Below are 25144 nucleotides of genomic sequence, written 5' to 3'. Positions count from 1 at the left end.
ATACATTTAACGAAGGTTAAATTAAAGGAGTTATGCTCTATGTAAAATAATACTCTATAAAAAATACAGTATTATTGAGCAATACGAATTTAACTCATCAATTGCTCTTGAACCTTATACATACATAATGCCGCTGCTACACTTACATTTAATGACTCCATATCTCCATACATAGGAATCATGATGCGATTAGTACAGAGATTCATCACCTCTGGTGTCACACCATTACCTTCGTTACCTAACACTAACATAGTTCGTTTAGCATAATCCACAGAATGATAAGGCTCAGAATCTTCTAAGGCAGTAACATAAGTAGTCATATTAGACTCGGCTACAATATCATGTAACATAGACAAAGTAACATCCTCGTATAAAGGTATTTTATGTAAGGCGCTCATTGTACTACGTACCGTTTTATCATTAAAAGGATCTACAGTACCTTTCATCAAAAATATACCTTTTACACCTGCTGCAACAGCAGTTCTAATAATGGTGCCTAGATTACCAGGATCTTGAACACCATCTAATGTAATATATAAACCGTCTTCAATAGAAACAGAATCAATATCATGTTTTGGCTTGGCTACTATGGCAACAACACCTTGACCATTCACAGTATTGTCTACTTTATCAAATACAGGATCTTGAACTATATACGTAGGTAAAGATTGAACAGCATCTAATGCTAATAAATCTAATACGTTTTTATCTTGCGATTTAGATTCACGAATAAAAATTATTTTAACTGCCCCCATAGCTGCAATATCACGAATAGAGCGTATGCCTTCAACAATATATTCCCCACTTTTTTGACGATTCTTACGCTGACCTAATGAGATAATGTGCTTTATAGTTTTATTATCTTTCGATTGGATAAATTCCATACTAACTCCCGCTTTGTTGATTACTCCAGAGATTATAAAAGGCACCTTTTGAATCGATAAGTTCTTCAAAAGATCCACTTTCTATTATTTTACCATATTCCATATACACTATTTTATTAGCATCCTGTACCGTGGATAGTCGATGAGCAATGCTTACAATAGTTTTAGTACCACGAATATTTTCAATACTTGCTTGAATTTGCTTCTCCGTATGACTATCTATATTGGCTGTAGCCTCATCTAGCAATAGAATAGGTGTTTTTCTAATTAGCGTGCGTCCAAATGCCAATAATTGCTTTTGTCCATCAGATAATAGAGAACCTAAATAACCTACAGGTGTAGTATAACCCTCTGGCAGTTGTTCAATCATACTGTCTAAATTTACTTGTTTCGCTGCATCTACCATATCATCAAATGAAATAGACGTATCAAAAAGTGTTAAGTTATCCTTTATAGAACCTTTAAATAGATACGCTTGCTGGAAAACATAGCCCATCAAATGACGCAGAACTGAACTATCATAATTCGCAATATCAATGCCATTAATATAGATTGCTCCCTTACTAGGTTTATAAAGGCCCATTAACAAGGATAAAAGCGTTGATTTACCACTGCCGGAAGGTCCTACGATGCCTATAAATTCTCCAGCCTTTATACTTAACGTAAAGTCCTCTAATGCGTATACATCGTTATTGTCATAAGAAAACCATACATGATCAAAGTCAATAGATTCTATATGCTTAAATTCAAGAGGAACTTCATTAACTATTTGACGCTCATCTTCCTCTAATAAAGGCACTAATCTCTCCGCACCAGCTAATGCACTTTGTAGAGAATTATATTTATCAGCAATTTCTTTTAAAGGTTGGAAAAAACGATCCATATATTGGATGAAAGCAAAGACAGTGCCAGCATCGGCCACAGAATCTATTATATTTGTAGTAGTAAAAATAACGATTAATGCTACAAAGAATAAACCATCTACGAGAGGTCTAAAAATAGAAAACGTTGTAACTTCAAAAAGGCCTGCTTCTAAGAAACCTTTATTAACCGAATTGTAACGCTCCTCAATTTCTTTTTCACCGCCATAAGATTTGACAATGACTATGTAGTTTAATAGTTCTTTAATACTCGCATTAGAGGCAGCTACAGAACGGCGAACTTGACGGAATGCTTTACGAGAAAACTTTTGGAATACCCATATGATTACGCCCATTATGGGTAATAAAATCGTCATGATAATTGCTAATGGTACATTAATAGCATACATGAATCCTAAAATACCGATGATCATTAATCCGCTACTCGCTAAATTTAGTAATACATCTGTATATAAGGTGCGCAATGACTCTACATCATTTGTGATACGAGTTACCCAATTACCAATGGGTAATTTATAAAACTCATCATGGGACTTATGAAGTATCTTTTGAAATATAATGGCACGTATATTATAAATAATTTTTTGTCCAAAGCTTTTCAAAAAATAATTTTCTACAAATATACATAACACACTACCAATAATAGTAAGACCATATATTACAGCATAATATTCGATAACATTAATATCATTAGTAGCAAAGCCAAGATCAATAACTTGCTTAGTTAAATAAGGTCTTAAAAGTAAAAGTACTAAATTGCCAGCTAGCGCAATGGTAGCTAACAATAAAATCCCCAAATAAGGCTTAATATACGCAGTTATATAGGAGAACAAAGCCCAATCATTTTTAAAATTACGCTTTTTCATTACCAGACCCTCCTTTCTGCGCTTCATATAAGGTGTGATATAAGCCTTTTTTAGCTAATAATTCTTCATGAGTACCTTCTTCTACAATACGGCCCTCATCAAATACAAGGATTTTATCTGCTTTTTCTATAACCTCTAAACGCTGTGAAATGCACAATATAGTTTGTGCATTTACCGTATATAATGTCTCTAAAATAGTATTTACTGTTACTGCATCTAAAGCTGAGAAACAATCATCTAGTAATAAATAAGGTGCATTTTTGTAAAAGCCTCGAGCCATATTAATACGTTGCTTTTGACCACCAGATAAGTCATGTCCTTCTTCTGCAAGAGTATGTAAGTCATTATCTAATAGATTTCCTAAATCTCTATATAGGTCGGCTTTTTTAGCAGCCACCTCTACAGATTCATGCATAGGTAAATTTTTACCAAATTTAATATTATCTTCAATAGTAGTACTCAACAAGTAAGACTGAGTTGGTACATAAGCTATTGAATTTCGAAGCTTAGATAAAGGTATATCTGAAATATCTTGGTTCCCCAAATAAATAGCTTTAGCTGGACTTTGTTGTAAACCAATAAGTAATTTAAAGAGCGTACTTTTACCAGAACCAGGTTTACCCACAATGCCAATGAAAGTTCCTTTTGGAATTGTTGTACATACTTGAGACAATGCATGACCTTTAGAATTTTCATAATTAAAATCTAAATATCGTATATTAATATCTTCAAGTGGTAATACTTCAGTTGTGTCATCAATTGACTCTATTGATAGTCGTAAGAAATCGGTAATACGATCTAAGGATGCCAATCCTTTTTGTACAATCGAAATAAGTCCACCAAAGCCAATTAAAGGTCCTACTATTAACATAATAAATGAATTTATGGTTACAAATTCACCTATAGTCATATTACCTTCGACAGCTAGATGTCCACATATGAAAATACTAATACTAATACAAATAAACGGTGCAATTCTTGTTAAAGGGGTTAGTACAGAATCTAATAATGCAACATCCATATTTTTCTTGTAGTTCAATTTATTTATTTTTTCAAAAGAGTTAGAAATAATACGTTCCCGATTAAAAGCTCTAATTACATCTATACCTTGAAATAATTCTTGGCCAAATTCTGTCATGTCACTATACGTTGCCTGCGCACTACGCTGTTTAGCACGTAATTTTCGACCTAACACAAAGATAGCTACAATGATGAAAAATACAGGTGTCATAATTTTGAAAGCTAATAGACCATTTATCTTTTGTATGAGAATAATTGATCCTACAATGGAATAAAATATGATATCCACCACAATCATTACACCTAAACCTAACGCTACACGAAGAGATGTAACATCATTCGTCATTAACGCCATTACTTTACCAGGTCCATTTGCCTCATAGTATGTTGTTTTTATTTGTAATGCTTTTCTACACAAAATTTCACGAAAAAGGTACTCCATACGACGGATGGAACCAAGTAAGGTACGTCGTGAAATAACTTTTAGAATCGTTATGATAATAAATAATAGAATAAAGTAAATAATATAATTGACTAAGCCTTCTTTATTGTGACTTAGTGTATCGATGGCATTACCAATGAATTGTGGCACAAATAAAAATGCTATATCAATAGCAATTAGCATAGTTAAGCCGATGGCATAAACCCAGCCTTCTCGGCGGAAAAACTGCATAAATAGCTCTATAGGTTTCATAGGACCTCTCAGTTAAATTTCTATATTACAGGATTATCATTATTTAAATATACTCCTTATAGTATACACATTTTTTTCATATATCTTAATACACCTATACGTATATCATGTAGTTTATTATAATATTCTCTCATTAGTAGTTACCAATAATATAATTTTTATAATCTATAATAACACTATATCGAATTTTTTAGTTTACTTATAGTAATGTAAGTGTTATACTATGCATAGATACAAAACGTATCCTTATAAACATTAGAATTAAAACTCTTAGGAGGAATACAACATGGAAAAACGTACTGGCGTAGTAACATTTGCAGGTGGCCCTATCACATTGGTTGGTCCAGAAGTTAAAGTAGGTCAACAAGCTCCTGACTTCACAGTTTTAAGCAACGACTTACAACCTAAAACATTAAAAGATTTCGAAGGTAAAGTAAAAGTTATCTCCGTTGTTCCTTCCCTTGATACAGGCGTTTGTGACGCTCAAACTCGTTGGTTCAACCAAGATGCTACTGCACTTTCTGATGATGTTGTAGTATTGACAATTTCTATGGACTTGCCGTTCGCTCAAAAACGTTGGTGTGGCGCTGCTGGCGTTGATAAAGTTATTACTTTATCCGACCACAAAGATGCTTCCTTCGGTGAGAACTATGGTTTCTTGATCGAAGAACTTCGTCTTTTGACTCGTGGCGTAGTAGTAATCAACAAAGAAGACAAAGTTACTTATGTTGAATATGTACCTGAAGTAACTCAAGCAGTTAACTTCGATGCTGCATTAGAAGCAATTAAAGCTGATATCTAATCCTTTGATATTCTCTTGATTATACTGTGGTGTAATCGTAAAAAGACCGTACGGTGTACGGTCTTTTTTATGTGGTATAGTATTTAGATATTTATTGTAGGTGAATTATATATGTGGATACGTATTTCTAAATTATTATTAACTATAAAAAATATAGCCCTTGTAGGTGTAGGCATTGCTCTTTGTATTGCCCTCATTAATACCTTAATTAGCCTAGGATTTATTACGTGGGCAAATATCCAAGGTTATAGCACTTACTATTTATTAATTGAAGAATTAATTACCTTCTTCTTATACTTTGAGTTTATTGCTCTCATCGTAAAATACTTTAAAAATAACTTCCACTTCCCGCTTAATTTCTTTTTATATATTGGCATAACTGCAATTGTTAGACTGCTAATCATCGATCATGAATCGTCATATGATAATTTAATCTGGTCTGTTGCAATTTTTGTACTTGTATGTAGCTTAGTACTAGTAGAAAAGTTTATAGGACATAACGAGTAATAGCTTTAACGACTAAATTATAAAAAGTTAATATGAATAAAAGGGCTCCTACAAATGTAGGAGCCCTTTTTGAGTAATAAAATCAACCGATATTAGAAGATATTTTTTGCATAGTTAGCATATTTAGCTTCTAATTCTTCCATTTTATCGTTCATTTCAATTTGCAATTGAGATGCTAAGTCATATTCACCAGAGTTAAGTGCATCGATTAAACGAGTGAATAAAGATTTGCGATCATCGCTATCTTTAGCAAGATAGAAACGTAAGTCATTAACTTCTGCAAAACGTTTATCATCTACACTATTACGGCTATCAGTATGAATAGCTACCATCTTACGAACTGTATCAAGATTATCAGGAATTAAGCGGTGAGCCAATACAAGTTTCCAACGTTTCAAAATAGATGCGATGAAGGAATCCATCAAGTCTTTAGCGAATGCATTGCCTTGAGCTAATGTTTCAACTAATTCAGGATTGTTATGGTAACCTTTAATGTTTTCCCATACAGTGGCTGGTGCAACACCAAACATTTGATTACGTTCTTCTTGAGTGAAATCATCGAATACGTCTTTTTCTGTACGATATGCACGATTTGTAGCAAGGTAATCAGCAGATTCACCCACTTCTTTGGAAAGCTCTGCTTCTAATTGTGCTTGTGTTTTACCAGATGTAATAGCATATTTCATACCATCAAATGCAGAGATGAAGATCAATGCTAATGCAGTATATGTATTTGTATAAGGGTTAGGAGAACGCAATTCATAACGTGTAGCCATAGGATTATCGATATCACGAATCAAACCACAAAGGATTGTACGGTTACGGCTTGGTTCGGAAGGATCAGTACCTAAAGATGTAACGATACATACTGGAGCTTCGAAACCAGGTTTTAAACGATTTAAGGAGTCTGTTGTGGAGCTGATGAATGGATTAATTGCTTCGTAGTGTTTCAATAGACCCATGATTGCACCAATACCTAAGGAGCTAGCAGATTCTTTACGCATATCTTCTGGGCTGAACAAGTTAACAAGTTTACCAGATTTCAATTTAGCCATAACACCAAAGTGTGTATGTTCACCAGAACCAGCTACACCAATAATAGGTTTCGCATTGAATGTTACATCAAGACCGTTTTCACGGAATACTTCACGAACGATAATACGAGCTTGTAATTCATTATCTGCTGTTTGTAATGGGTTACCAGAGAATTTCCAGTCGATTTCCAATTGTTCTAATACTACTGCTTCATGACCATCTTCATCAAGTTTAGCTTTAACGCCACCTACTTCTTTATGGCCCATCTCTGCTTCCATACCATATTGATCAAGACGTTCTACCGCTTGTTCTAATGCAGTACGAACTGTACCATGAGTACGTTGCCAGTATTGTTCTTGTAATTTTTGAGATACGGATAATTCTTTTTTAGTAACTGTTCTAGATGGAGTTTTTACCCAGAATTCCAATTCAGTAGCAGATGTGAAGATAATATCTACAACGTCATCAGCTTTCACATGAGGCATACCAGGTAGACCATGTTCTTTAATCAAAGATAATAATTCTGCACGAACATAGTCACAGCTATTTTTTAAGATAGAACGAGAATCAACATAACGATAGTTATGCATCAAGAATGCAGGAATACGAAGTGTACCAGTTGGCAAACCTGTTGCTTCATCGATATTTTCATAGTTATAATCAACAAACCAGTTTACACTTGGGTCGCCCCACATATCTACACGTGCATTATTCAAAGTGGCAATATTTGTAAGTACTACAGAGGAACCGTCAGTTTGTACTGCACGACCTTCAAAGAATGCTTCATAATCATCAAAGAATGCAGACATAGGAATTTTTTCGTCTGTATCATTACCTGCTAAATCGATACCTACAAGAGATACGAATTTAATTTCTGGATGTTGTTCTAATAATGCGAGAACGCCTTCCTTACCATATTGACCAGCTGGAATATAATACAATAAATCTTTAGTATTTGTCATAATGGTTCCTCCTAAAAATAAAAAGACTCCAACAAATAGATATATATTTCTATATATCTAAAGTGGAGTCTTCGTTGACCAATTATTTTGTTGAAATCATAATATCATATAGTGAAAATACATGTCAATAACTTTCTATAGAATTTCATAATTCTCTTAACTATGTGGTTAAGAGTTCAATTTTAATGTATCGAAAATACTGACTATATGAAATGTTTACTTCTATATTTATAATTGATTATCCAAGTAATTCTTTAACGATATTATTAACTACTTTACCATCTGCACGGCCTTTAGTTTTTGGCATTACATGTTTCATAACATTACCCATGTTTACAGCATCGCCACAAGCTGCAATAGCTTCTTTTACAACAGTGCGGATTTCATCTTCACTCATTTGAGCTGGTAAATATTTTTGAAGCACAGCCATCTCTTCTTTTACATGAGCGATCAAATCTTCACGGCCAGCTTTTTCAAACTCAGTTAAAGAATCTTGACGAGTTTTCATTTCTTTTGCCAAAATACCAAGAATACCATTATCATCAAGTTCTACTTTGTCATTGATTTCTGTATTTTTAATAGCACTATTAACCATGCGAATAACAGAAAGAGCAGTTTTACCTTCTTCGCGTGCTTTCATAGCCGCTTTCATATCTTCTTTTAATTGATCTTTTAAGCTCATTGTATCCTCCTGATCTATTTTAATTAGTAATAATCTACATCATACTATTATAAAGGTTAATCTTCACAGCATGCAAAGATATAACACATTTAGTCATACAACATTATTATATTATAGATAAAATAATATAAAGAAACCCTAATCCTGGATTTCATGAAGCCATGAAAAGGCAGAATTAGGGTAATCATCTTATGCTCTGAATTTGCGTTTTCTTGCTGCTTCAGATTTTTTCTTTCTTTTTACGCTTGGTTTTTCGTAGTGTTCGCGTTTTCTTACTTCAGACAAAACACCCGCTTTTTGGCAGGAGCGTTTGAATCGACGAAGAGCACTTTCAAGCGTTTCGTTTTTACCGACTTTGATTTCAGACATCTATATCCCTCCCTCCAAAAATAATCTCGGGAAGTGCTGATAATTTACATACGCACATATAATATTATATGTATAGGTATAGATGTTGTCAATATTTTCCGGTATATTTTATAGGAATTTTAATAAGTATTATAAAAAGAATACATTATACTCAATATTAAGCTTCTGGCCAGCCCATTTCTTCGCCACCTAAAAGATGAGCATGCATATGGAATACAGTTTGACCTGCTTTTTTACCAGTATTAAAAATCAAACGATAACCATCTTTAGAAATACCAAGTTCTTTAGCTACATCACGAACAAAAGGCAATAAACCTTCTACATAGTCTTCGTTATTTTCATTAAGATGAGCAATATTGGAAACGTGGTTTTTAGGTACAATTAAAACATGTACTTTTTTCACTGGTTCAATATCATGAAATGCATAGAATTTATCGTTTTCTAATACTTTTTTAGAAGGAATTTCGCCGTTGATAATTTTACAGAAAATGCAGTCACTCATACTATAGCTCCTTATTCAATAATCAAATAATTATCTTCTAAACCTACAACAGTACCACCGATGAGATCACCTATCTTATGTAATCCATCAGACTTTACTTTACCATTTACATACTCATTTGTTAAGCCCATGTAGTATCCATTCTCTTCCTTTTCAATGAGAATCTCACCAGGTTTACCAATGCGAGATTTTGCGTATGCATCATAACCAGATTGGCTAAGACCATTTAAAAGCGCTACACGAGTTTTCTTTACAGCTTCAGGTACTTGATCCGGCATAGTAGCTGCAGGTGTGCCCTCACGAATAGAGTATGGGAATGCATGAATATGGGTAAACCCAATTTCCCGTACTGTATTTAATGTTTCTTCAAAGTCTTCATCTGTTTCTTGCGGGAAACCTGCAATAATATCAGTCGTAATAGATAAATCTTTAATACGAGAACGCAAACTTGCAATCAAGTCTTTATATTCTTGCAATGTATAATGGCGTTTCATCAACTTTAATACATGATCAGAACCAGCTTGTAGTGGTAAATGTAAATGTGGACAAACACGTTTATTAGTAGCCATTAATTCTACTAATTCATCAGAAACCTCTACAGACTCAATAGACCCGAAACGAATACGATATAAATTAGGAATCTCTAATAAAGCTTTTACTACATCGGCTAATGTAGGGCGACCTGGCAATTCTACACCATAATTCCCCAAATGTATACCTGTTAATACAATTTCATGGAATCCATGGTCTACTAAACGTTTTGCTTCTTGTACAATATCATCTACTTTACGAGATTTTAATTTTCCTCGAGTATACGGAATGATACAAAAGGCACAGTAGTTATTACAACCTTCTTGAATTTTCATGAAAGCACGAGCTTTATCAGATTCATTACCATATAATGGCATTTCTTCAAAGTTAGACTCGTTCATAATATCTCTAACAGCATTGATTTGACGTTCTGTAGATTCTAATTGCTCTACTAGCTCAACGATTTTAGATCGATTATTGGTACCAATAACGAGGTTAACACCATCGATAGCTGCAATAGCATCTGGATCAAGTTGAGCATAACAACCAGTTACAATAACATGGGCATCCTCATTTTGACGCTTAGCTTTCCGAATTAATTGACGGGATTTCTTTTCCCCCATATTCGTTACAGAACATGTATTAATTACATATATATCAGCTTTTTCATCGAAGTCTACTGCTTCGTAATTATTTTGTAAAAATAAACCTTTCATAGCATCTGTGTCATACTGATTGACGCGACAGCCCAAGGTTGTAAAAGCAACGGTTTTCATTGCACCTCTCTATTCTTATTTAATTTATAGTTCTAATTCATATTGAATCATTGCTAATGATCCAATGGCAGCTGTTTCAGCTCGTAAAATAGTATTGCCCAGCGATACTGATTTGCCACCACTCTCTATAATAGCATTGATTTCCTTCTCTTGATAGCCCCCCTCTGGACCAACACAGATTAGAATATCAGTTATAGTTTGATTAGTGTGTACTGATTGTAGTGCAGACTTAATAGTGTGACCATCTTCATTTTCATAGGCTACTAGTTTTAATGCGTCAGCTTCGATTGCTAATACTTGTGAAAGCGTTTCACCTACTACAAGTGTGGGCAGTTGATTGCGTCCACACTGTTGGGCTGCTTCTAGCATAATTTTTTCCCAACGACTGACTTTTGATTGTAGTTTTTTATCATCATATTTAGCTACACAGTTTGCAGTAGATACAAGATAAATGGTATCTACATTTAACTCCATCGCCTTTTGTAATACCCATTCTAACTTTTCACCTTTTAATAAGGATTGAACTAGAATAGTTCGATACGATGATACATCAGTCGCTACATATTCAATAAGTTTAGCTTGTGCTATACCATCAACTTCATCGGTAATCTGATAGATACCACAACGATTATCACTACCCGTTACAGTAATAGGTTTTTCCATATTATGACGAAATACATGTAACACATGATGCGTCACATCTTTCGGTAATTCTATTATTTCATCTAATGGTGTAGGAATAAAAATCTTTTTCATCGCTTTTCTAGCGCAAATGTATGCCAAGGCCCTGCAATGCGCTCCTCAATAATATGCCAATTAGCCTCAATATATGGCATAATCTCATCATGCCGATCATCTATAATGCCACTTATAATTAAAATCCCCTTATCCTCTAGTTTTTTACCAATTTGAGGTAGTAGTATTTTAAGTGGATCCACTGTTAAGTTAGCTAAAATTAATTGGGCAGTACCATTGAAATCACTATCCAAATTACCACAAATAATCTCTGCAGATACATGATTATTCTCACAGTTAATACGAGCTTGATTTGCAGCATATTCCTCAATATCAATCCCAACCAAATGCTTGATCCCTAAATGTGCTGCTACCAATAAGAGAATACCCGTTCCTGTACCAATATCTAAACAAGTAACTTGATTAAGATCCATGGATTCACTATAAGATTTCAATAGTTCAGCACATGTACGTGTTGTCTCATGAGAGCCAGTACCAAAGGAAATATCGGAATCGATTTCTATAATTGTTTTATTGTCCACATTATCATATTCTTGCCAAGCAGGTTTAATAATCAAATTAGGTAGAATTTCTGTGGGTTCAATATATTGCTGCCAAGAGTTAAGCCATGTAGATTCATCCAATATATTTGTGTCAACGGATGTGACACTAATATTTGCTTCTGTAAGACGATTTTCTAAGTCTGACTTAATTGTATTAGAGTCCAATGATGGATCTGCATACATAGTTAATTTAATTAAATTTGGTTGATTTTCTACATCTTCTTCTATAATTCCATTGTCTGCATAATCGTCAAAAAGAGTAGTCACCTCATCGGTGGCTACTCTTTCACAGACAATGGATACTTCTATCCACTGCATATATGCTCCTTTATAGGGAATGTGACGGAACAAACCATTCCTTCACATGAGCTGTTCATTTAGTCAAAACGTCCTTAATTTTTTCAAAAAGACTTTTGCTCACTTGTAAGTTATTTACATCTTCGTTACTTTCGTTTGCAAAGCGTAATAACAACTCACGTTGAGTATCTGTCAACTTCTTAGGCGTTTGAACAGTTACCACAATATGTTGGGCCCCTCGTTGCTTAGGGTTACGCAAATATGGAATACCTTTGCCCTTTACGCGGAATGCCGTTCCCGTTTGAGTACCTTCTGGGATCTTTAACTCTACTTTACCATCTAAGGTGTTAACTTGTATAGTAGCACCTAATGCAGCTTGAGCAAAACTAATATTTACACGGCTAATAACGTCATTACCATTTCGTTCAAATTCCTTATGAGGACGAACAAAGATATATACGTAAAGGTCACCCTTAGGACCGCCCAAAATACCTGGTTCCCCTTCATTAGCTACACGTAAGCGAGAACCGCTGTCTACGCCAGCTGGAATCTTGATAGAAATCTTGCGCTTAGCAAGCATTTCACCTGTACCACGGCATTTAGAACAAGGTTTTTCAATGCTTTTACCAGTACCATGACAACGAGAACAAGTGCGAACGGATTGCATACGTCCAAATGGAGTATTTTGAATAACCGCTTCTTGACCAGAACCATGACAGTTTGGACAAGTATCGACACGAGATCCTGGTTCACCACCAGTACCATGACAGTGATCACATTCTTCATGACGATGCACTTCTATTTCCATAGATTTACCAAAGGCTGCATCTTCAAAGGAAATATCAATATCTTCGCGCAAGTCATTGCCTTTTTGAGGGCCTTGTTGTTGGCGACCACCGCCAAACATGCCACCAAAAATGTCGCCAAAGATATCACCAAAGCCGCCAGCTTGACCACCGAAACCGCCAAAGCCTCCTTGGAAACCACCGGCGCCAGCGCCGCCTCCTTGTTTGAAGGCGTCGTGGCCGAATTGGTCATATTGAGCTTTTTTAGTTTCGTCAGACAATACTTCGTAAGCTTCGTTCGCTTCTTTAAACTTTGCTTCCGCTTCCTTAGGATTATCTTTATTTACATCTGGATGGTATTGGCGTGCCTTTTTACGGAAGGCCTTTTTGATTTCATCTTGAGAGGCATTTTTACTGACCCCTAAGATGTCATAATAATCACGTGCCATTAGTTACCAACCCTTCTTATTTCTTATCGTCATCCACTACTGTGTAATCAGCATCAACTACATTGTCATCAGATTTTGTTTGTTGTTGACCTTGCTCTGCACCACCAGCTGCTTGTTGAGCTTGTTGTGCTGCTGCATACATTTGTTCTGCTAATTTATGTAATGGTTGTTCCAAAGCTTCACTGTCTTTTTTGATATCTTCGATGTTGCCTGCTTCGATAGATTTTTTCAATTTATCTTTTGCTTCTTCAACTTCTTTCAACAAAGCTGTGTCGCCTTTACCATCAAGTTCTTTCAATGCTTTTTCAGCTTGGTATACCAAGGAATCTGCATTGTTTTTAACATCTAATTCTTCTTTTCTAGCTTTATCTTCTGCTGCATGTGCTTCAGCTTCTTTAACCATGCGATCGATTTCGTCTTCTTTTAAACCGCTAGAAGAAGTGATTGTAATTTTTTGTTCTTTTTGAGTACCCAAGTCTTTTGCTTTTACATGTACGATACCATTAGCATCGATGTCGAATGTTACTTCGATTTGAGGAACCCCACGAGGAGCTGCTGGAATACCATCCAAGTTAAAGCGACCCAATGTTTTATTATCTGCTGCGAACTCACGTTCACCTTGTAATACATGGATATCTACAGCTGGTTGATTATCTGCTGCAGTGGAGAATACTTGAGATTTAGATGTAGGAATTGTAGTGTTACGATCGATAATACGTGTGAATACACCACCCATTGTTTCGATACCAAGAGACAATGGAGTTACGTCAAGTAACAATACGTCTTTAACTTCACCTACTAATACACCACCTTGAATAGCAGCACCAATAGCTACACATTCATCTGGGTTAACGTTTTTAGTTGGTTCTTTACCCAATACTTTTTTAATAGCTTCTTGTACAGCTGGAATACGGCTAGAACCACCAACTAACAATACTTTATCGATATCGGATGCAGATAAACCAGCATCGTTCATAGCTTTACGAGTAGGTTCGATAGTAGCTTGTACCAAATCAGCAGTTAATTCTTCGAATTTAGCGCGAGTCAATGTTACATCTAAGTGTTTAGGACCAGTAGCATCAGCTGTGATGAATGGCAAATTGATATTTGTGCTAGCTACGCCAGACAATTCAATTTTAGCTTTTTCAGCAGCTTCTTTTAAACGTTGATCAGCTAATTTATCATTGGATAAATCGATGCCTGTTTCTTTTTTGAACTCTTCAATAAGGTAGTTCATAATGCGTTGGTCGAAGTCATCACCACCAAGATGGTTGTTACCAGATGTTGCTAATACTTCAAAAACGCCATCGCCAAGTTCAAGAATGGATACGTCGAATGTACCACCACCAAGGTCAAATACAAGAACTTTACCATCTTCATCTTTATCTACGCCATATGCAAGAGCTGCTGCTGTAGGTTCGTTGATGATACGAAGTACTTCAAGGCCTGCAATAGCACCAGCGTCTTTAGTAGCTTGACGTTGAGCATCTGTAAAGTAAGCAGGAACTGTGATAACTGCTTGTTTAACAGGTTCGCCCAAATATGCTTCTGCATCAGCTTTGATTTTTTGAAGAATCATTGCAGAAATTTCTTGAGGAGTATAAGATTTACCTTCTACAGTTACTTTGTAGTCTGTACCCATGTGACGTTTAATAGAAATGATTGTGTTTTCTGGGTTAGATACAGCTTGACGTTTAGCCAATTGACCTACTAAACGTTCGCCATTTTTTGCAAAACCAACAACGGAAGGAGTAGTACGAGCGCCTTCTTGGTTAGTAATAACCGTAGGTTCGCCGCCTTCCATAACCGCAACACAAGAGTTTGTAGTACCTAAATCAATACCAATTACCTTTGCCATAATATATGCCTCCTAAAACCTTTATAATCTATTCAACAACTTTTACCATTGCTGGACGAATACAACGACCATCAACAGTATAACCAGTTTGCAATACTTCACATACCGTATCAGATTCATATTCATCTGACGGCACTCGCATAATCGCTTGATGGAAATTTGGATCAAATGGTTTACCTACCGCATCGATAACGGCTAAACCATGTTTAGATAACATAGCCATCAAGTTTTGATGGATCATGATAAATCCATCAAGGAATACCTTTGCATCACCTTCCACTGGGCTTTGAACAGCTCGTTCAAAGTTATCTAATACAGGAAGTAGATCTGTAAGTACATCCCCTTTAACATATCCTGCAAGTTTCTCTTTTTCTTGATTAGTACGACGTTTGAAGTTGTCGAAGTCCGCTTGTAAACGCTTATAGCGATTATCAAAGTCTGCTTTGAGCTCCTCTAATACTTGAGCTGCGTCCGCCACAACTTCTTCGGCTTCCTCAACAGCTGGCGTCTCTACATTTGTAGTTTCCACTGTTTCGTCAACTGTTTCTTGTTTAATGTCTTGTTCTTCAGCCATTATATGCCCTTTCTATTTTTGTTCTTTTACCATAGATTCCATTATATGTTTCATATGAGACAACATGCCAATGATACGACCATATTCCATTCGTGTCGGTCCTAGAATAGCAAGAGTACCGATAGGTTGATCTTGATTTGTAAAATCAGCTTGTACTACACTCATCGATTGAAGTGCTTCGGTATCATTTTCATTGCCAATCTTTACCTTTACAGGTGTAGGTGAATCATCTTTTAATAGTTGCCCCAATTGATTTTGTTCTTCCACTAATGAAAGTAAGGGTTGTACCTTTTCAACAGACTTAAACTCTGGTTGATTTAACAACTCTGTGGTACCTACAGAATAGAACAACTTACGTTTATTAATTGCTCGTAATAATGTTTCTGAAAGGATCATCAAAATCCCTTGTGGACCTTCCATATGAATCAATAGTGTTCCTAACGCTTCAGCCGTTACATGACCAATACCTATATTCTGTAAAGCATTGCTAAATTGCATAGCTAAACTTTGTAATACATCAGGCGAAACCCCTTCAGTAAAGTACATTAATTCATTATCAAGAGCACCAGTCTCAGTAATAACAACCATGACAGCTTGATGTGAATCTAGCGGTAATACATGAATGTATTTAATTAATGCTCTATCATGGGCTGGAGCTAAGAACAGACTCATACTATGGCTCACTTGTGATAATAATTTAGCCATATTTAAGAAGAGCTCACTGGTAGATCCATTAGAATGTTTCCATAACATTTCAATTTTCTCAGCATCCTGTAATGGAACAGGTTGTTGACTCAACATAGAATCAACATATAAGCGATAGCCTTTAGCTGAAGGAATACGTCCCGCCGATGTATGAGGTTGCTCCAAATAGCCTAACTCCTCTAAATCGGACATTTCATTTCTTACTGTTGCAGGACTAATACCAAGATTATAATTCTTTGCAATCGTCCTGGAACCTACAGGTTCAGCAGATTTAACGTAGTCTTCAATTATGGCTCGCAAGATGCGCTGTTTTCTTTCATCCATAATGACACCTCTTGTTAGCACTCATAAACTTTGAGTGCTAATCGCATGTATAATATTATCACATAGGAAAAAATTGTCAAGCAAAAAAATCCTTAAAAAGTCAAATAATATCTATTTAGTCAAAAAGACAATTGAACATTTTAAATTAATTAGTCAAAAAATCAAAGTGTAATAATAAGAAAACACTTATACTATCTACATTTATGTCATATTCTAAAATCTAAAAAGTAGAATATGATGGTCTAATAAAATTTTTATTATTAAAACCATAAAATAGTATAAGTGTTTATATGTAATAATTTTATTGTTACTAAAATTTGGAGAAAAACTAATCACTCTCTAGATAAACGTACAGATCAAGAACTATAAAACCATTAGCCCTAAAAATATAGCAACTTATAGTTCTACACCTTCTAAGGGATTACCTAGGCGTTCTAATAATTTTCCCATACGCTCACGGGGCTCGCCATGTTCTGCATACCAATCTACTAAGATATCTACAGCTTTTTTGGATTGCTCAACAGTAAGCTTTCTAGCCAATATTTTACCAGCCTCTGGTCGCATTCCTGTATTGCCACCAACAGCCAGCATAAAACCTTGGGATGTACCAATAAAAGCAATATCTTTTACCATTGCATCCGGGCAGTTACGACCACAGCCACTAATTCCAATTTTGCACTTGTGAGATGTTTTTCGGCCGTAATGTTTTCTCTCTACATAATCAGCCAATTCTTTAGTTTCCATTTGGCCATTTTTACAATAGCCTTTACCTACGCAAGCAATTAAGGAATTAACACCTCTATGAATAACAGTGGTTACACCTTCTGGTAATTCAGAGATAAGTTGTTCCTTATCGTCTTTTTCAATACCTGTAATTTGTATACCTGTTACAACATGGCGGAAAGATCCACCATATTTTTCAGCTAATTCTATGCATGCCTTCATTTGATCTAAAGTAAATTCGTTATGTAAACCATGTAAAATAACAGATGTCTTCATCGTTCCTCCTCAAATCTAGCATGCTTATTCATCATCATCCTATTTATACTAACATATTAGATTTTGAGAAACTGTGAGAAATTACTCTCGAATAAATTGACTAAATACATAGTTACCATGCTTAGCCCCTTCAGAACTTAAATGATAACTACCATTTTGATACTCTAATAAGCCTTTAGTAACTAATTCTTCTAATATATTACCAAATAAATTATGAACAGATACGCCAAATCTATCCTCAAATTTTTGATCATCAAGACCCCATTTAGTGCGAAGTGCTAAGAAACAAAAATCTTCTTGGGCCCGCTCTACAGTAATCGTCTCCGTATCGATAGTAGGCATAGTGTATCGATCAACGGACTGTATATAAGGCATTACATTACGATTGTTACTACGGCGGACTCCATCATAGAAGGAATGCGCACCTGCACCAAAGCCTAAATAGTCTATATAATGCCAATATTTTAAATTATGACGACTGTAGGAATTACCCTTCGCGAAATTTGAAATCTCGTATCGCTCAAACCCTAGTGCTTTTAAACCAGACATCATCGTATCATACATGGATTCATCAATACTTTCACTAGGAATAGAGATCAAGTTCTTTTGTACTAAATGATATAAATAAGTGCCTACCTCAACTTGTAAACCATACGTAGAAATATGATTAATTGGCAAATCTTTTACAATATTTAAATTATGCTGAATATCCTCTAAGGTTTGTCGTGGCAAGCCATAGATTAAATCAATATTAATATCTGTAAAGCCAGCCTCTTTAGCATCATATACGGCTTGTATGGCCTTTTCTCCATCATGACTACGATGCAACATGGTAAGCGCCTTATCATCAAAGGTTTGAACGCCGAAACTAATGCGATTAAAACCTAGTTTAACTAACTTAGTTAGATACTGTAGATCTACTTCACCAGGATTAGACTCTATAGTCATATGACAATCGTCAGTAATAGTAAAAGTACTTTTGATTTTATCTACAATCATCTGTAACTGTTGAATTGATAATTCAGTAGGTGTTCCACCACCAAAATAAATAGTATCAATAGGTTTAGATTTAGACTCGGGGTGTTCCGAAACCCACAAATCCATTTCTTGTACTAATGCATAGACATAGGTTTCATAATAATCTTGTAAATTTTGATAGGCTGGAAAATCACAATACATACATTTCTGTTTACAAAAAGGGATATGGACATACAAGCCCATATCCCCAAGTGTAGACAGATTCAGGGTATTAGAATCTGTTTTCATTATATTAGTCCTCAACCTTGAGAATAGCCATGAATGCTTCTTGTGGAATCTCTACAGAGCCCACTGACTTCATACGTTTCTTACCGGCTTTTTGTTTTTCTAAGAGTTTACGTTTACGAGAAATATCGCCACCATAACATTTTGCTAAAACGTCTTTACGCCAAGCCTTTACGGTTTCACGAGCCACAATTTTCGTGCCTACCGCTGCTTGAATTGGAATTTCAAACATTTGACGAGGAATCAATTCTTTTAATTTTTCAGCTAACGCACGACCACGTGTAGCAGCACGATCCTTATGTACGATAATGGACAATGCATCTACTGGATCACCATTTAACAGAATATCCATCTTAACCATTGGAGATTGTTTATACCCAATCAACTCATAGTCAAGAGATGCATAACCCTTGGTAGCAGATTTCAATTTATCAAAGTAGTCGTAAATAATTTCACTCAAAGGCAAGTGATACACAACAGATACACGTGTTTCATCCAAATATTCCATGGATTGATATTCACCACGTTTATCTTGAGATAACTCCATAATAGTACCAACAAAGTCTTTAGGCACAATTGTAGTAGCTTTTACATATGGTTCTTCAATGTAGTCGATTTCTGTAGGAGGTGGTAATTTAGCAGGGTTATCCACTTCAAGCATTTCTCCATTCGTCTTATAAACCTTGTAGTTTACAGATGGAGCTGTTGTAATAAGGGATAAGTTATATTCACGCTCTAACCGTTCTTGAATTACATCCATATGTAGCAGACCAAGGAAGCCACAACGGAAACCAAAACCCAATGCTAAAGATGTTTCAGCTTCATATTCTAAAGCAGCATCATTAAGCTGTAACTTTTCTAATGCATCACGAAGATTTTCATAGTCCTTAGAATCTGTTGGATACAAGCCACAATATACCATGGATACGGCTTTGCGATAGCCTGGTAATGGTTCTGGTGCAGGATTATCAGCTAATGTTACCGTATCACCTACGTGACAGTCCGCTACATTCTTAATACTTGCCGCAATACAACCTACAGAACCACATGGTAATTCCTGAACAGGCACAAGATTTGGTGTAAAGATACCGAGCTCTGTTACATCAAAATCCTTATTATCATGCATCATGCGAATGGTATCTTTTGTTTTAATAGTACCTTCTTTTACGCGCACATAAGCAATAGCACCTTTATAAGCATCAAAGCGGCTATCAAAAATCAATGCTCTCGTAGGTTGATCGGATTTATCTGGTGGTGCAGGGACCTTATTTACAATGGCTTCTAAAATATCTGGAATGCCAATGCCAGATTTAGCAGAACATAATACTGCTTCTGATGCGTCTAAACCAATGATATCTTCAATTTCATGTTTAACTCGATCAGGATCGGCAGAAGGCAAATCTATTTTGTTAATAACAGGAATAATTTCAAGATCATGTTCTAAAGCGAGATACACATTCGCCAACGTTTGAGCCTCTACACCTTGTGCAGCATCTACTACCAGTAATGCACCTTCACAAGCTGCAAGAGAACGAGATACTTCATAGCTGAAATCCACATGGCCAGGAGTATCGATAAGGTTCAAAGTATACTCTTCTCCATCTTGTGCTTTATACAAAATTCGAACAGATTGCGCCTTAATAGTAATACCGCGTTCTCGTTCTAAATCCATGGAGTCCAAAACTTGAGCCTCCATTTCACGCTTTTGTAATGTGCCAGTATATTCAATTAATCTGTCGGCAATGGTAGATTTACCATGGTCAATATGAGCTATAATACAGAAGTTTCTAATCTTTTTCGTTGACATACTATGTAAACAAGTTCAAGGAACTTGTATTCTCCTTTCTAACATACGCGATCGATAACAGCACCTCCTAATAATTGAGTGCCATTATAAAAGGCTACGGACTGACCTGGTGTAATAGCCCGTTGTGGTTCTTCGAAGATAACTTCCATCGTATCATCATCTAAGATACGTGCAGTACAAGGTGAAGGATTTGCTGCATAGCGAATTTTACCTTCTGCTTTTAATTCTTTATGAATCGTATCATCCAGGAAATTATAGAACTTACAAATCATACGATTCGTAAAAAGTCGATCATTAGGACCTACAATGACTTCATTGCGTTCACCATTAAAGCCAATTACATATAATGGATGCTTATATGCAATCCCTAGACCCTTACGTTGGCCTATAGTGTAGTTAAATAAACCATTATGTTTACCTAATACCTCACCATCTTCAGTAACGATATTACCAGACTTTGGTTTATCCTTCATTTCTTCTACTACGAGTTTTTGGTAGTTACCGTGAGGCAAGAAACAAATATCTACACTATCTGGTTTTTTAGCTACTGGTAAATCGTATTCAGCAGCTAATTTACGTGTTTCAGTCTTACATTGTCCACCTAGTGGGAACATGAGGTGACTCAAAATGCGTTGGTTCATATTGTACATAACATAACTTTGGTCTTTTGTAGGATCAACACCTTTATGTAACTCATATAAACCTGTTTGTTCATTATAATTAACCTGTGCATAATGACCAGTAACCATATGTGTGGCACCAAGTTCAAGGGCTCGATTGAGCATCAAATCAAATTTGATATTTTTATTACAGAATACACAAGGATTTGGTGTACGACCATAGGCATATTCTTTTACGAAGTAATCTACTACATTATCGTAGAATACATCGCGAGCATCGATAACGTGATGCTCGATACCAAGAAAATCACACATCTTCTTAGCATCCGTTACAGCGAGGGGAACCGAATCATAAGGTGTACCACTCACCCACAGCCATAGGGTAATACCAAATACTTTATAGCCTTGTTTTAGTAACATTGCAGCAGTTAAAGAACTATCTACGCCGCCACTCATAGCTACAGCGATAACTTTTTCCATACTTTCTCCTTTTAATGATCTCTTGATCATAAAACTAATCAGGGTGAAAGCCTGACGTGTAAAACACTAGTTCGGTGTAAAAGTCCGAGTAGTATTGCTATGAAATTATAGCAACTTATATTATAGCCTAGAATTAGGTACATTGAAAAGATTTGAAATAAAAAGAATCCCTTTCATCAAAAGAAAGAGATTCTAATTATTATCTATGTTTTAGTAATTCTTCTGCAGCACCTAAAATACCTAGCATAGAATGTTCAAATACAAGTCCACCTTGCATGAAAATCGTATACGGAGGACGAACAGGACCATCTGCACTCAATTCAATAGAAGATCCTTGTACAAAGGTTCCACCGGCCATGATGATTTTATCTTCGTACCCAGGCATATCACCAGGAATTGGATGTACGTGAGCATCTACAGGGGAATATGCTTGCATACCTACACAGAAGTGCTCCATTTCTTCTCCATTTTTTAAATTGATAGCTTGGATTAAATCATAGCGATCAGCATTTACCTTAGGGAAGACATCATATCCTAATAATTCACCTACTGCAGCTGTATATACAGCCCCTTTAAGAGCTTGTAATACTACATGAGGAGCCATAAACAACCCTTGGAAGAATAAACGGTAACCAGGCGCATAAGAGCCCATATGATCACCAAGTCCAGGAGCAGTGAGTTGGTACGCTGCATCTTCAACTAAGTCTTCACGACCTACGATATAGCCACCTGTTGGTGCTAAACCGCCCCCAGCATTCTTAATGAGAGAACCAGCCATAATATCTGCGCCTGCTTCTAAAGGTTCTTGAAGCTCTGTGAACTCACCATAACAATTATCTACGAAACAAATGGTATTAGGATTTTTAGCTTTTACAGCATCTACAATGATCTTAATATCAGCAATGGATAATGGTTCACGTGTGCTATAACCACGAGAACGTTGAATGACCACTACCCGCGTATTATCATTAACGGCGTTAGCAATAGCTTCAACATCATAGGTATTATCTTTCAATGGTACCTCAGTATAAGTAAAGCCTTTTTCTACTAAAGAACCACGTACTTCACGAGCAGCACCAATTACGGATTGCATCGTATCGTAAGGAGCCCCTACTGCATAGATAAACTCCGTACCTTTAGACCCATTTCCCATCAAAGAAATTAATGTAGTTGCTAACGCATGTGTACCAGATACGAAGTGAGGTCGAACGATAGCCTTTTCACCTTTAAATACATAGGCAAATACTTCGTCTAATTTTTCACGCCCTACATCGTTATAACCATAACCAGTTGTACCAGTAAAATGATAATCAGATACTTGGCATTCTTTAAAGGCTTCTAACACCTTTTTAGTATTGGCCAATGCAATAGGTTCAAACTTTTTAAATTCTGGTTCAGCCATCTCAAGGGCTTTACTGCGTATTTCTTCTAATGTCATGCTAGTCCTTCTCTACGGATTAAATCCATAGCTTTATTAAATATAAAATCTTTAGATGTATTGCTATCAATATGAATCCATTCAATATATGGCATTCGTTTATACCAAGTGATTTGGCGTTTTGCAAAATGACGCGTGTTCTTCTTAATTAAATCGCGGCATTCATCGAGGCTAATACTGCCATTCATATATTCTACAACCTCTTTATAACCAATCCCCTTAAACGCTTGGCAATCTGGATTTACTCCAGACTTAATGAGTTGTTCTACTTCTTCAATCAAACCTGCATCAAACATCATATCAACGCGTAAATTAATGCGTTCATATAACTGATCACGATCTCTCATAAGACCGATAACAGGCCCTTTATAAGATATGCCATCTTTAGTCTGATTACGTAACGAATCTATATCACCATGATGCAATATTTCAATAGCTCGATACAAACGATGCTTATCACTATATTGAATTTCTATATTATGTTTTCTTCCTAATGTGAAAGCATATTCTCGTAAACCATCAATACCTTTGGCATTAAATAGCTCATCTAGCTCTAATCGTAAACTTTCATCAGGCTTAACGTCATTAAAGTTATAGCTCTCTAATAACGATTGAACATATAACCCTGTACCACCAGACAGAATAGGTAGAATATTCCTATCATTTAATCTACCAATTATCTCTTTTGCTTGATTTTGGAAAATAGATACTGAATATGAATCATTTGGTTCTAATATATCGATAAGATGATGTTTCACACGCTTAAGTTCATCCACCGATGGTTTGGCGGTACCAATATTGAGTTGTTTATATACTTGGTAAGCATCACCAGAAATAACCTCAGCATGTAGCTGTTCTGCTAAGTCCAAGGTAAGATCTGTTTTTCCTACCGCCGTTGGTCCAACAATGGTAATTAAGGGATTCACATTAACTCCTTCATATATATTCCATAGCCTATACGACTATATTTTCCGCCCACCCATTGATGCGGTGGATAGTTTTGAAAGACCGAACTAAATGGTCGTTCTTTAATAATAACACCATACGTGGCAACACGCATAGCCTGTGCCATGATTTTATCCTCTATATGACTTTCCACAGTATGTCCCCGAAGAGGTTTGAATTGAGGACTTTCCTCTACAGGAACTTCAAACATAGGATCAAAATAAATAATATCAATACTATTGTCAGGTAGGTTTGGTAAATAGTGCTCAAAGGTATCATGATTTACTTTAATACGTCGCAATACATTCGTTACACTATCGTCACTATGAATATAATGAGCTAAACCATGACTAGTGGCAAGCCATATAGGTAAAGACCCTTCTAGACCAGTTATTTGAGCCTGTGGGTAACCATAACTCACTACAATACTGTCACTACCAAGACCAATTGTACAGTCGAAAAATGTAAATTTATCTCTATTAGATAATCCTTTTTTATCTAATATGACTTGTACCGCATTAATTAGATGATCGCCTTCACCGCGTTGTAAACGCAATATACGTAATTGAGCCATAGACAAATGAAAGGTATGTTGTTGATTTTCTGGAAAATGAATCGTTAATCCAGAACCAGCAAGAACCGCAATATATTCGCATTGATACTTACCGAATAAGGCTGGTATCGATGTTTTACCTCGTTTAATATATGTCATATGCATAGAGGAAGCCAGTGCTTTGGCTTCCTCCTGAATGGCCTCATTAGATTTTTGAGATGTCGTTAGTATATTCATA

Annotated in this window: 23 protein-coding genes; 2 read left to right on the top strand and 21 right to left on the bottom strand. The window is 35.8% G+C overall.

The window, feature by feature from the left end:
• Window positions 1-89 precede the first annotated feature (89 nt).
• Genes VCHSUH03_RS05860 through VCHSUH03_RS05850 form a run of 3 tightly spaced genes read right to left on the bottom strand, consistent with a single transcriptional unit; the run spans window position 90 to window position 4345 of the window.
• Window positions 90-884 carry a TrmH family RNA methyltransferase gene (locus tag VCHSUH03_RS05860; protein WP_105089174.1) on the bottom strand — a complete coding sequence of 265 codons (795 nt, stop codon included), beginning with the start codon at window positions 882-884 and terminating at the stop codon, window positions 90-92.
• A gap of 1 nt (window position 885) precedes the next feature.
• Window positions 886-2631, bottom strand: coding sequence for an ABC transporter ATP-binding protein (locus tag VCHSUH03_RS05855; protein WP_105094357.1), 1746 nt, complete (start codon window positions 2629-2631; stop codon window positions 886-888).
• Window positions 2618-4345 carry an ABC transporter ATP-binding protein gene (locus VCHSUH03_RS05850; protein ID WP_105094356.1) on the bottom strand — a complete coding sequence of 576 codons (1728 nt, stop codon included), beginning with the start codon at window positions 4343-4345 and terminating at the stop codon, window positions 2618-2620. Before VCHSUH03_RS05850 ends, VCHSUH03_RS05855 begins: the two co-directional genes overlap by 14 nt.
• Window positions 4346-4631: 286 nt before the next feature.
• Between VCHSUH03_RS05850 and tpx the strand changes: the two genes are divergently transcribed.
• Complete coding sequence (gene tpx / locus VCHSUH03_RS05845; protein WP_005386678.1) at window positions 4632-5147, top strand: thiol peroxidase; 516 nt, start codon at window positions 4632-4634, stop codon at window positions 5145-5147.
• 111 nt (window positions 5148-5258) lie between these two features.
• On the top strand, window positions 5259-5654 hold the full coding sequence (locus tag VCHSUH03_RS05840; RefSeq protein ID WP_024066740.1) for a phosphate-starvation-inducible protein PsiE: 396 nt from the start codon (window positions 5259-5261) through the stop codon (window positions 5652-5654).
• A 92-nt stretch (window positions 5655-5746) separates the two neighbouring features.
• Here VCHSUH03_RS05840 and VCHSUH03_RS05835 read toward each other — a convergent pair whose 3' ends face one another.
• From VCHSUH03_RS05835 to VCHSUH03_RS05750, 18 genes are all read right to left on the bottom strand, one after another.
• Entirely contained in the window at window positions 5747-7651 is a 1905-nt protein-coding gene (locus VCHSUH03_RS05835) for a type I glutamate--ammonia ligase (RefSeq protein ID WP_105094355.1), read from the bottom strand.
• 238 nt (window positions 7652-7889) lie between these two features.
• The gene (locus tag VCHSUH03_RS05830) at window positions 7890-8333 is read right to left on the bottom strand and encodes a GatB/YqeY domain-containing protein (RefSeq protein WP_105094354.1); all 444 of its coding nucleotides are present in this window, start codon (window positions 8331-8333) and stop codon (window positions 7890-7892) included.
• A gap of 189 nt (window positions 8334-8522) precedes the next feature.
• Window positions 8523-8702, bottom strand: a complete 180-nt coding sequence (gene rpsU, locus VCHSUH03_RS05825) for a 30S ribosomal protein S21 (RefSeq protein WP_004695751.1) — start codon at window positions 8700-8702, stop codon at window positions 8523-8525.
• A gap of 157 nt (window positions 8703-8859) precedes the next feature.
• Window positions 8860-9204, bottom strand: a complete 345-nt coding sequence (locus VCHSUH03_RS05820) for a histidine triad nucleotide-binding protein (protein ID WP_005386682.1) — start codon at window positions 9202-9204, stop codon at window positions 8860-8862.
• A gap of 11 nt (window positions 9205-9215) precedes the next feature.
• Window positions 9216-10511 (bottom strand): tRNA (N(6)-L-threonylcarbamoyladenosine(37)-C(2))-methylthiotransferase MtaB, encoded by a 1296-nt coding sequence (mtaB, locus tag VCHSUH03_RS05815; RefSeq protein WP_105094353.1) that lies wholly within the window; start codon window positions 10509-10511, stop codon window positions 9216-9218.
• A 24-nt stretch (window positions 10512-10535) separates the two neighbouring features.
• On the bottom strand, window positions 10536-11267 hold the full coding sequence (locus VCHSUH03_RS05810) for an RsmE family RNA methyltransferase (protein WP_105094352.1): 732 nt from the start codon (window positions 11265-11267) through the stop codon (window positions 10536-10538).
• On the bottom strand, window positions 11264-12127 hold the full coding sequence (locus tag VCHSUH03_RS05805; protein WP_105094351.1) for a 50S ribosomal protein L11 methyltransferase: 864 nt from the start codon (window positions 12125-12127) through the stop codon (window positions 11264-11266). Before VCHSUH03_RS05805 ends, VCHSUH03_RS05810 begins: the two co-directional genes overlap by 4 nt.
• A 55-nt stretch (window positions 12128-12182) precedes the next feature.
• Window positions 12183-13340: a molecular chaperone DnaJ gene (gene dnaJ, locus VCHSUH03_RS05800; protein ID WP_105094350.1), complete on the bottom strand. Its 1158-nt coding sequence runs from the start codon at window positions 13338-13340 to the stop codon at window positions 12183-12185.
• A 16-nt stretch (window positions 13341-13356) separates the two neighbouring features.
• On the bottom strand, window positions 13357-15198 hold the full coding sequence (gene dnaK / locus VCHSUH03_RS05795) for a molecular chaperone DnaK (protein WP_105094349.1): 1842 nt from the start codon (window positions 15196-15198) through the stop codon (window positions 13357-13359).
• A 28-nt stretch (window positions 15199-15226) separates the two neighbouring features.
• On the bottom strand, window positions 15227-15772 hold the full coding sequence (gene grpE, locus VCHSUH03_RS05790) for a nucleotide exchange factor GrpE (protein WP_105094348.1): 546 nt from the start codon (window positions 15770-15772) through the stop codon (window positions 15227-15229).
• A 12-nt stretch (window positions 15773-15784) separates the two neighbouring features.
• The gene (gene hrcA / locus VCHSUH03_RS05785) at window positions 15785-16801 is read right to left on the bottom strand and encodes a heat-inducible transcriptional repressor HrcA (RefSeq protein ID WP_105089163.1); all 1017 of its coding nucleotides are present in this window, start codon (window positions 16799-16801) and stop codon (window positions 15785-15787) included.
• Window positions 16802-17197: 396 nt separating this feature from the next.
• Window positions 17198-17800 carry a nitrite/sulfite reductase domain-containing protein gene (locus VCHSUH03_RS05780; RefSeq protein WP_105094347.1) on the bottom strand — a complete coding sequence of 201 codons (603 nt, stop codon included), beginning with the start codon at window positions 17798-17800 and terminating at the stop codon, window positions 17198-17200.
• Window positions 17801-17881: 81 nt separating this feature from the next.
• Window positions 17882-19066, bottom strand: coding sequence for a radical SAM family heme chaperone HemW (hemW, locus tag VCHSUH03_RS05775; RefSeq protein WP_105094346.1), 1185 nt, complete (start codon window positions 19064-19066; stop codon window positions 17882-17884).
• 4 nt (window positions 19067-19070) lie between these two features.
• Window positions 19071-20870: a translation elongation factor 4 gene (gene lepA, locus VCHSUH03_RS05770; RefSeq protein ID WP_105094345.1), complete on the bottom strand. Its 1800-nt coding sequence runs from the start codon at window positions 20868-20870 to the stop codon at window positions 19071-19073.
• A gap of 38 nt (window positions 20871-20908) precedes the next feature.
• Window positions 20909-21970 carry a tRNA 2-thiouridine(34) synthase MnmA gene (mnmA, locus tag VCHSUH03_RS05765; protein ID WP_105094344.1) on the bottom strand — a complete coding sequence of 354 codons (1062 nt, stop codon included), beginning with the start codon at window positions 21968-21970 and terminating at the stop codon, window positions 20909-20911.
• Between the two features lie 199 nt (window positions 21971-22169).
• Window positions 22170-23408 carry a methionine gamma-lyase family protein gene (locus tag VCHSUH03_RS05760; RefSeq protein ID WP_105094343.1) on the bottom strand — a complete coding sequence of 413 codons (1239 nt, stop codon included), beginning with the start codon at window positions 23406-23408 and terminating at the stop codon, window positions 22170-22172.
• Complete coding sequence (gene miaA / locus VCHSUH03_RS05755) at window positions 23405-24334, bottom strand: tRNA (adenosine(37)-N6)-dimethylallyltransferase MiaA (RefSeq protein ID WP_105094342.1); 930 nt, start codon at window positions 24332-24334, stop codon at window positions 23405-23407. Before miaA ends, VCHSUH03_RS05760 begins: the two co-directional genes overlap by 4 nt.
• On the bottom strand, window positions 24331-25143 hold the full coding sequence (locus tag VCHSUH03_RS05750) for a class I SAM-dependent methyltransferase (RefSeq protein WP_105094341.1): 813 nt from the start codon (window positions 25141-25143) through the stop codon (window positions 24331-24333). Before VCHSUH03_RS05750 ends, miaA begins: the two co-directional genes overlap by 4 nt.
• Window position 25144 lies beyond the last annotated feature (1 nt).

The organism is Veillonella infantium, assembly GCF_002959895.1.
GTDB lineage: Bacteria > Bacillota > Negativicutes > Veillonellales > Veillonellaceae > Veillonella > Veillonella infantium.
This window is presented reverse-complemented; position numbering and strand designations above follow the sequence as displayed.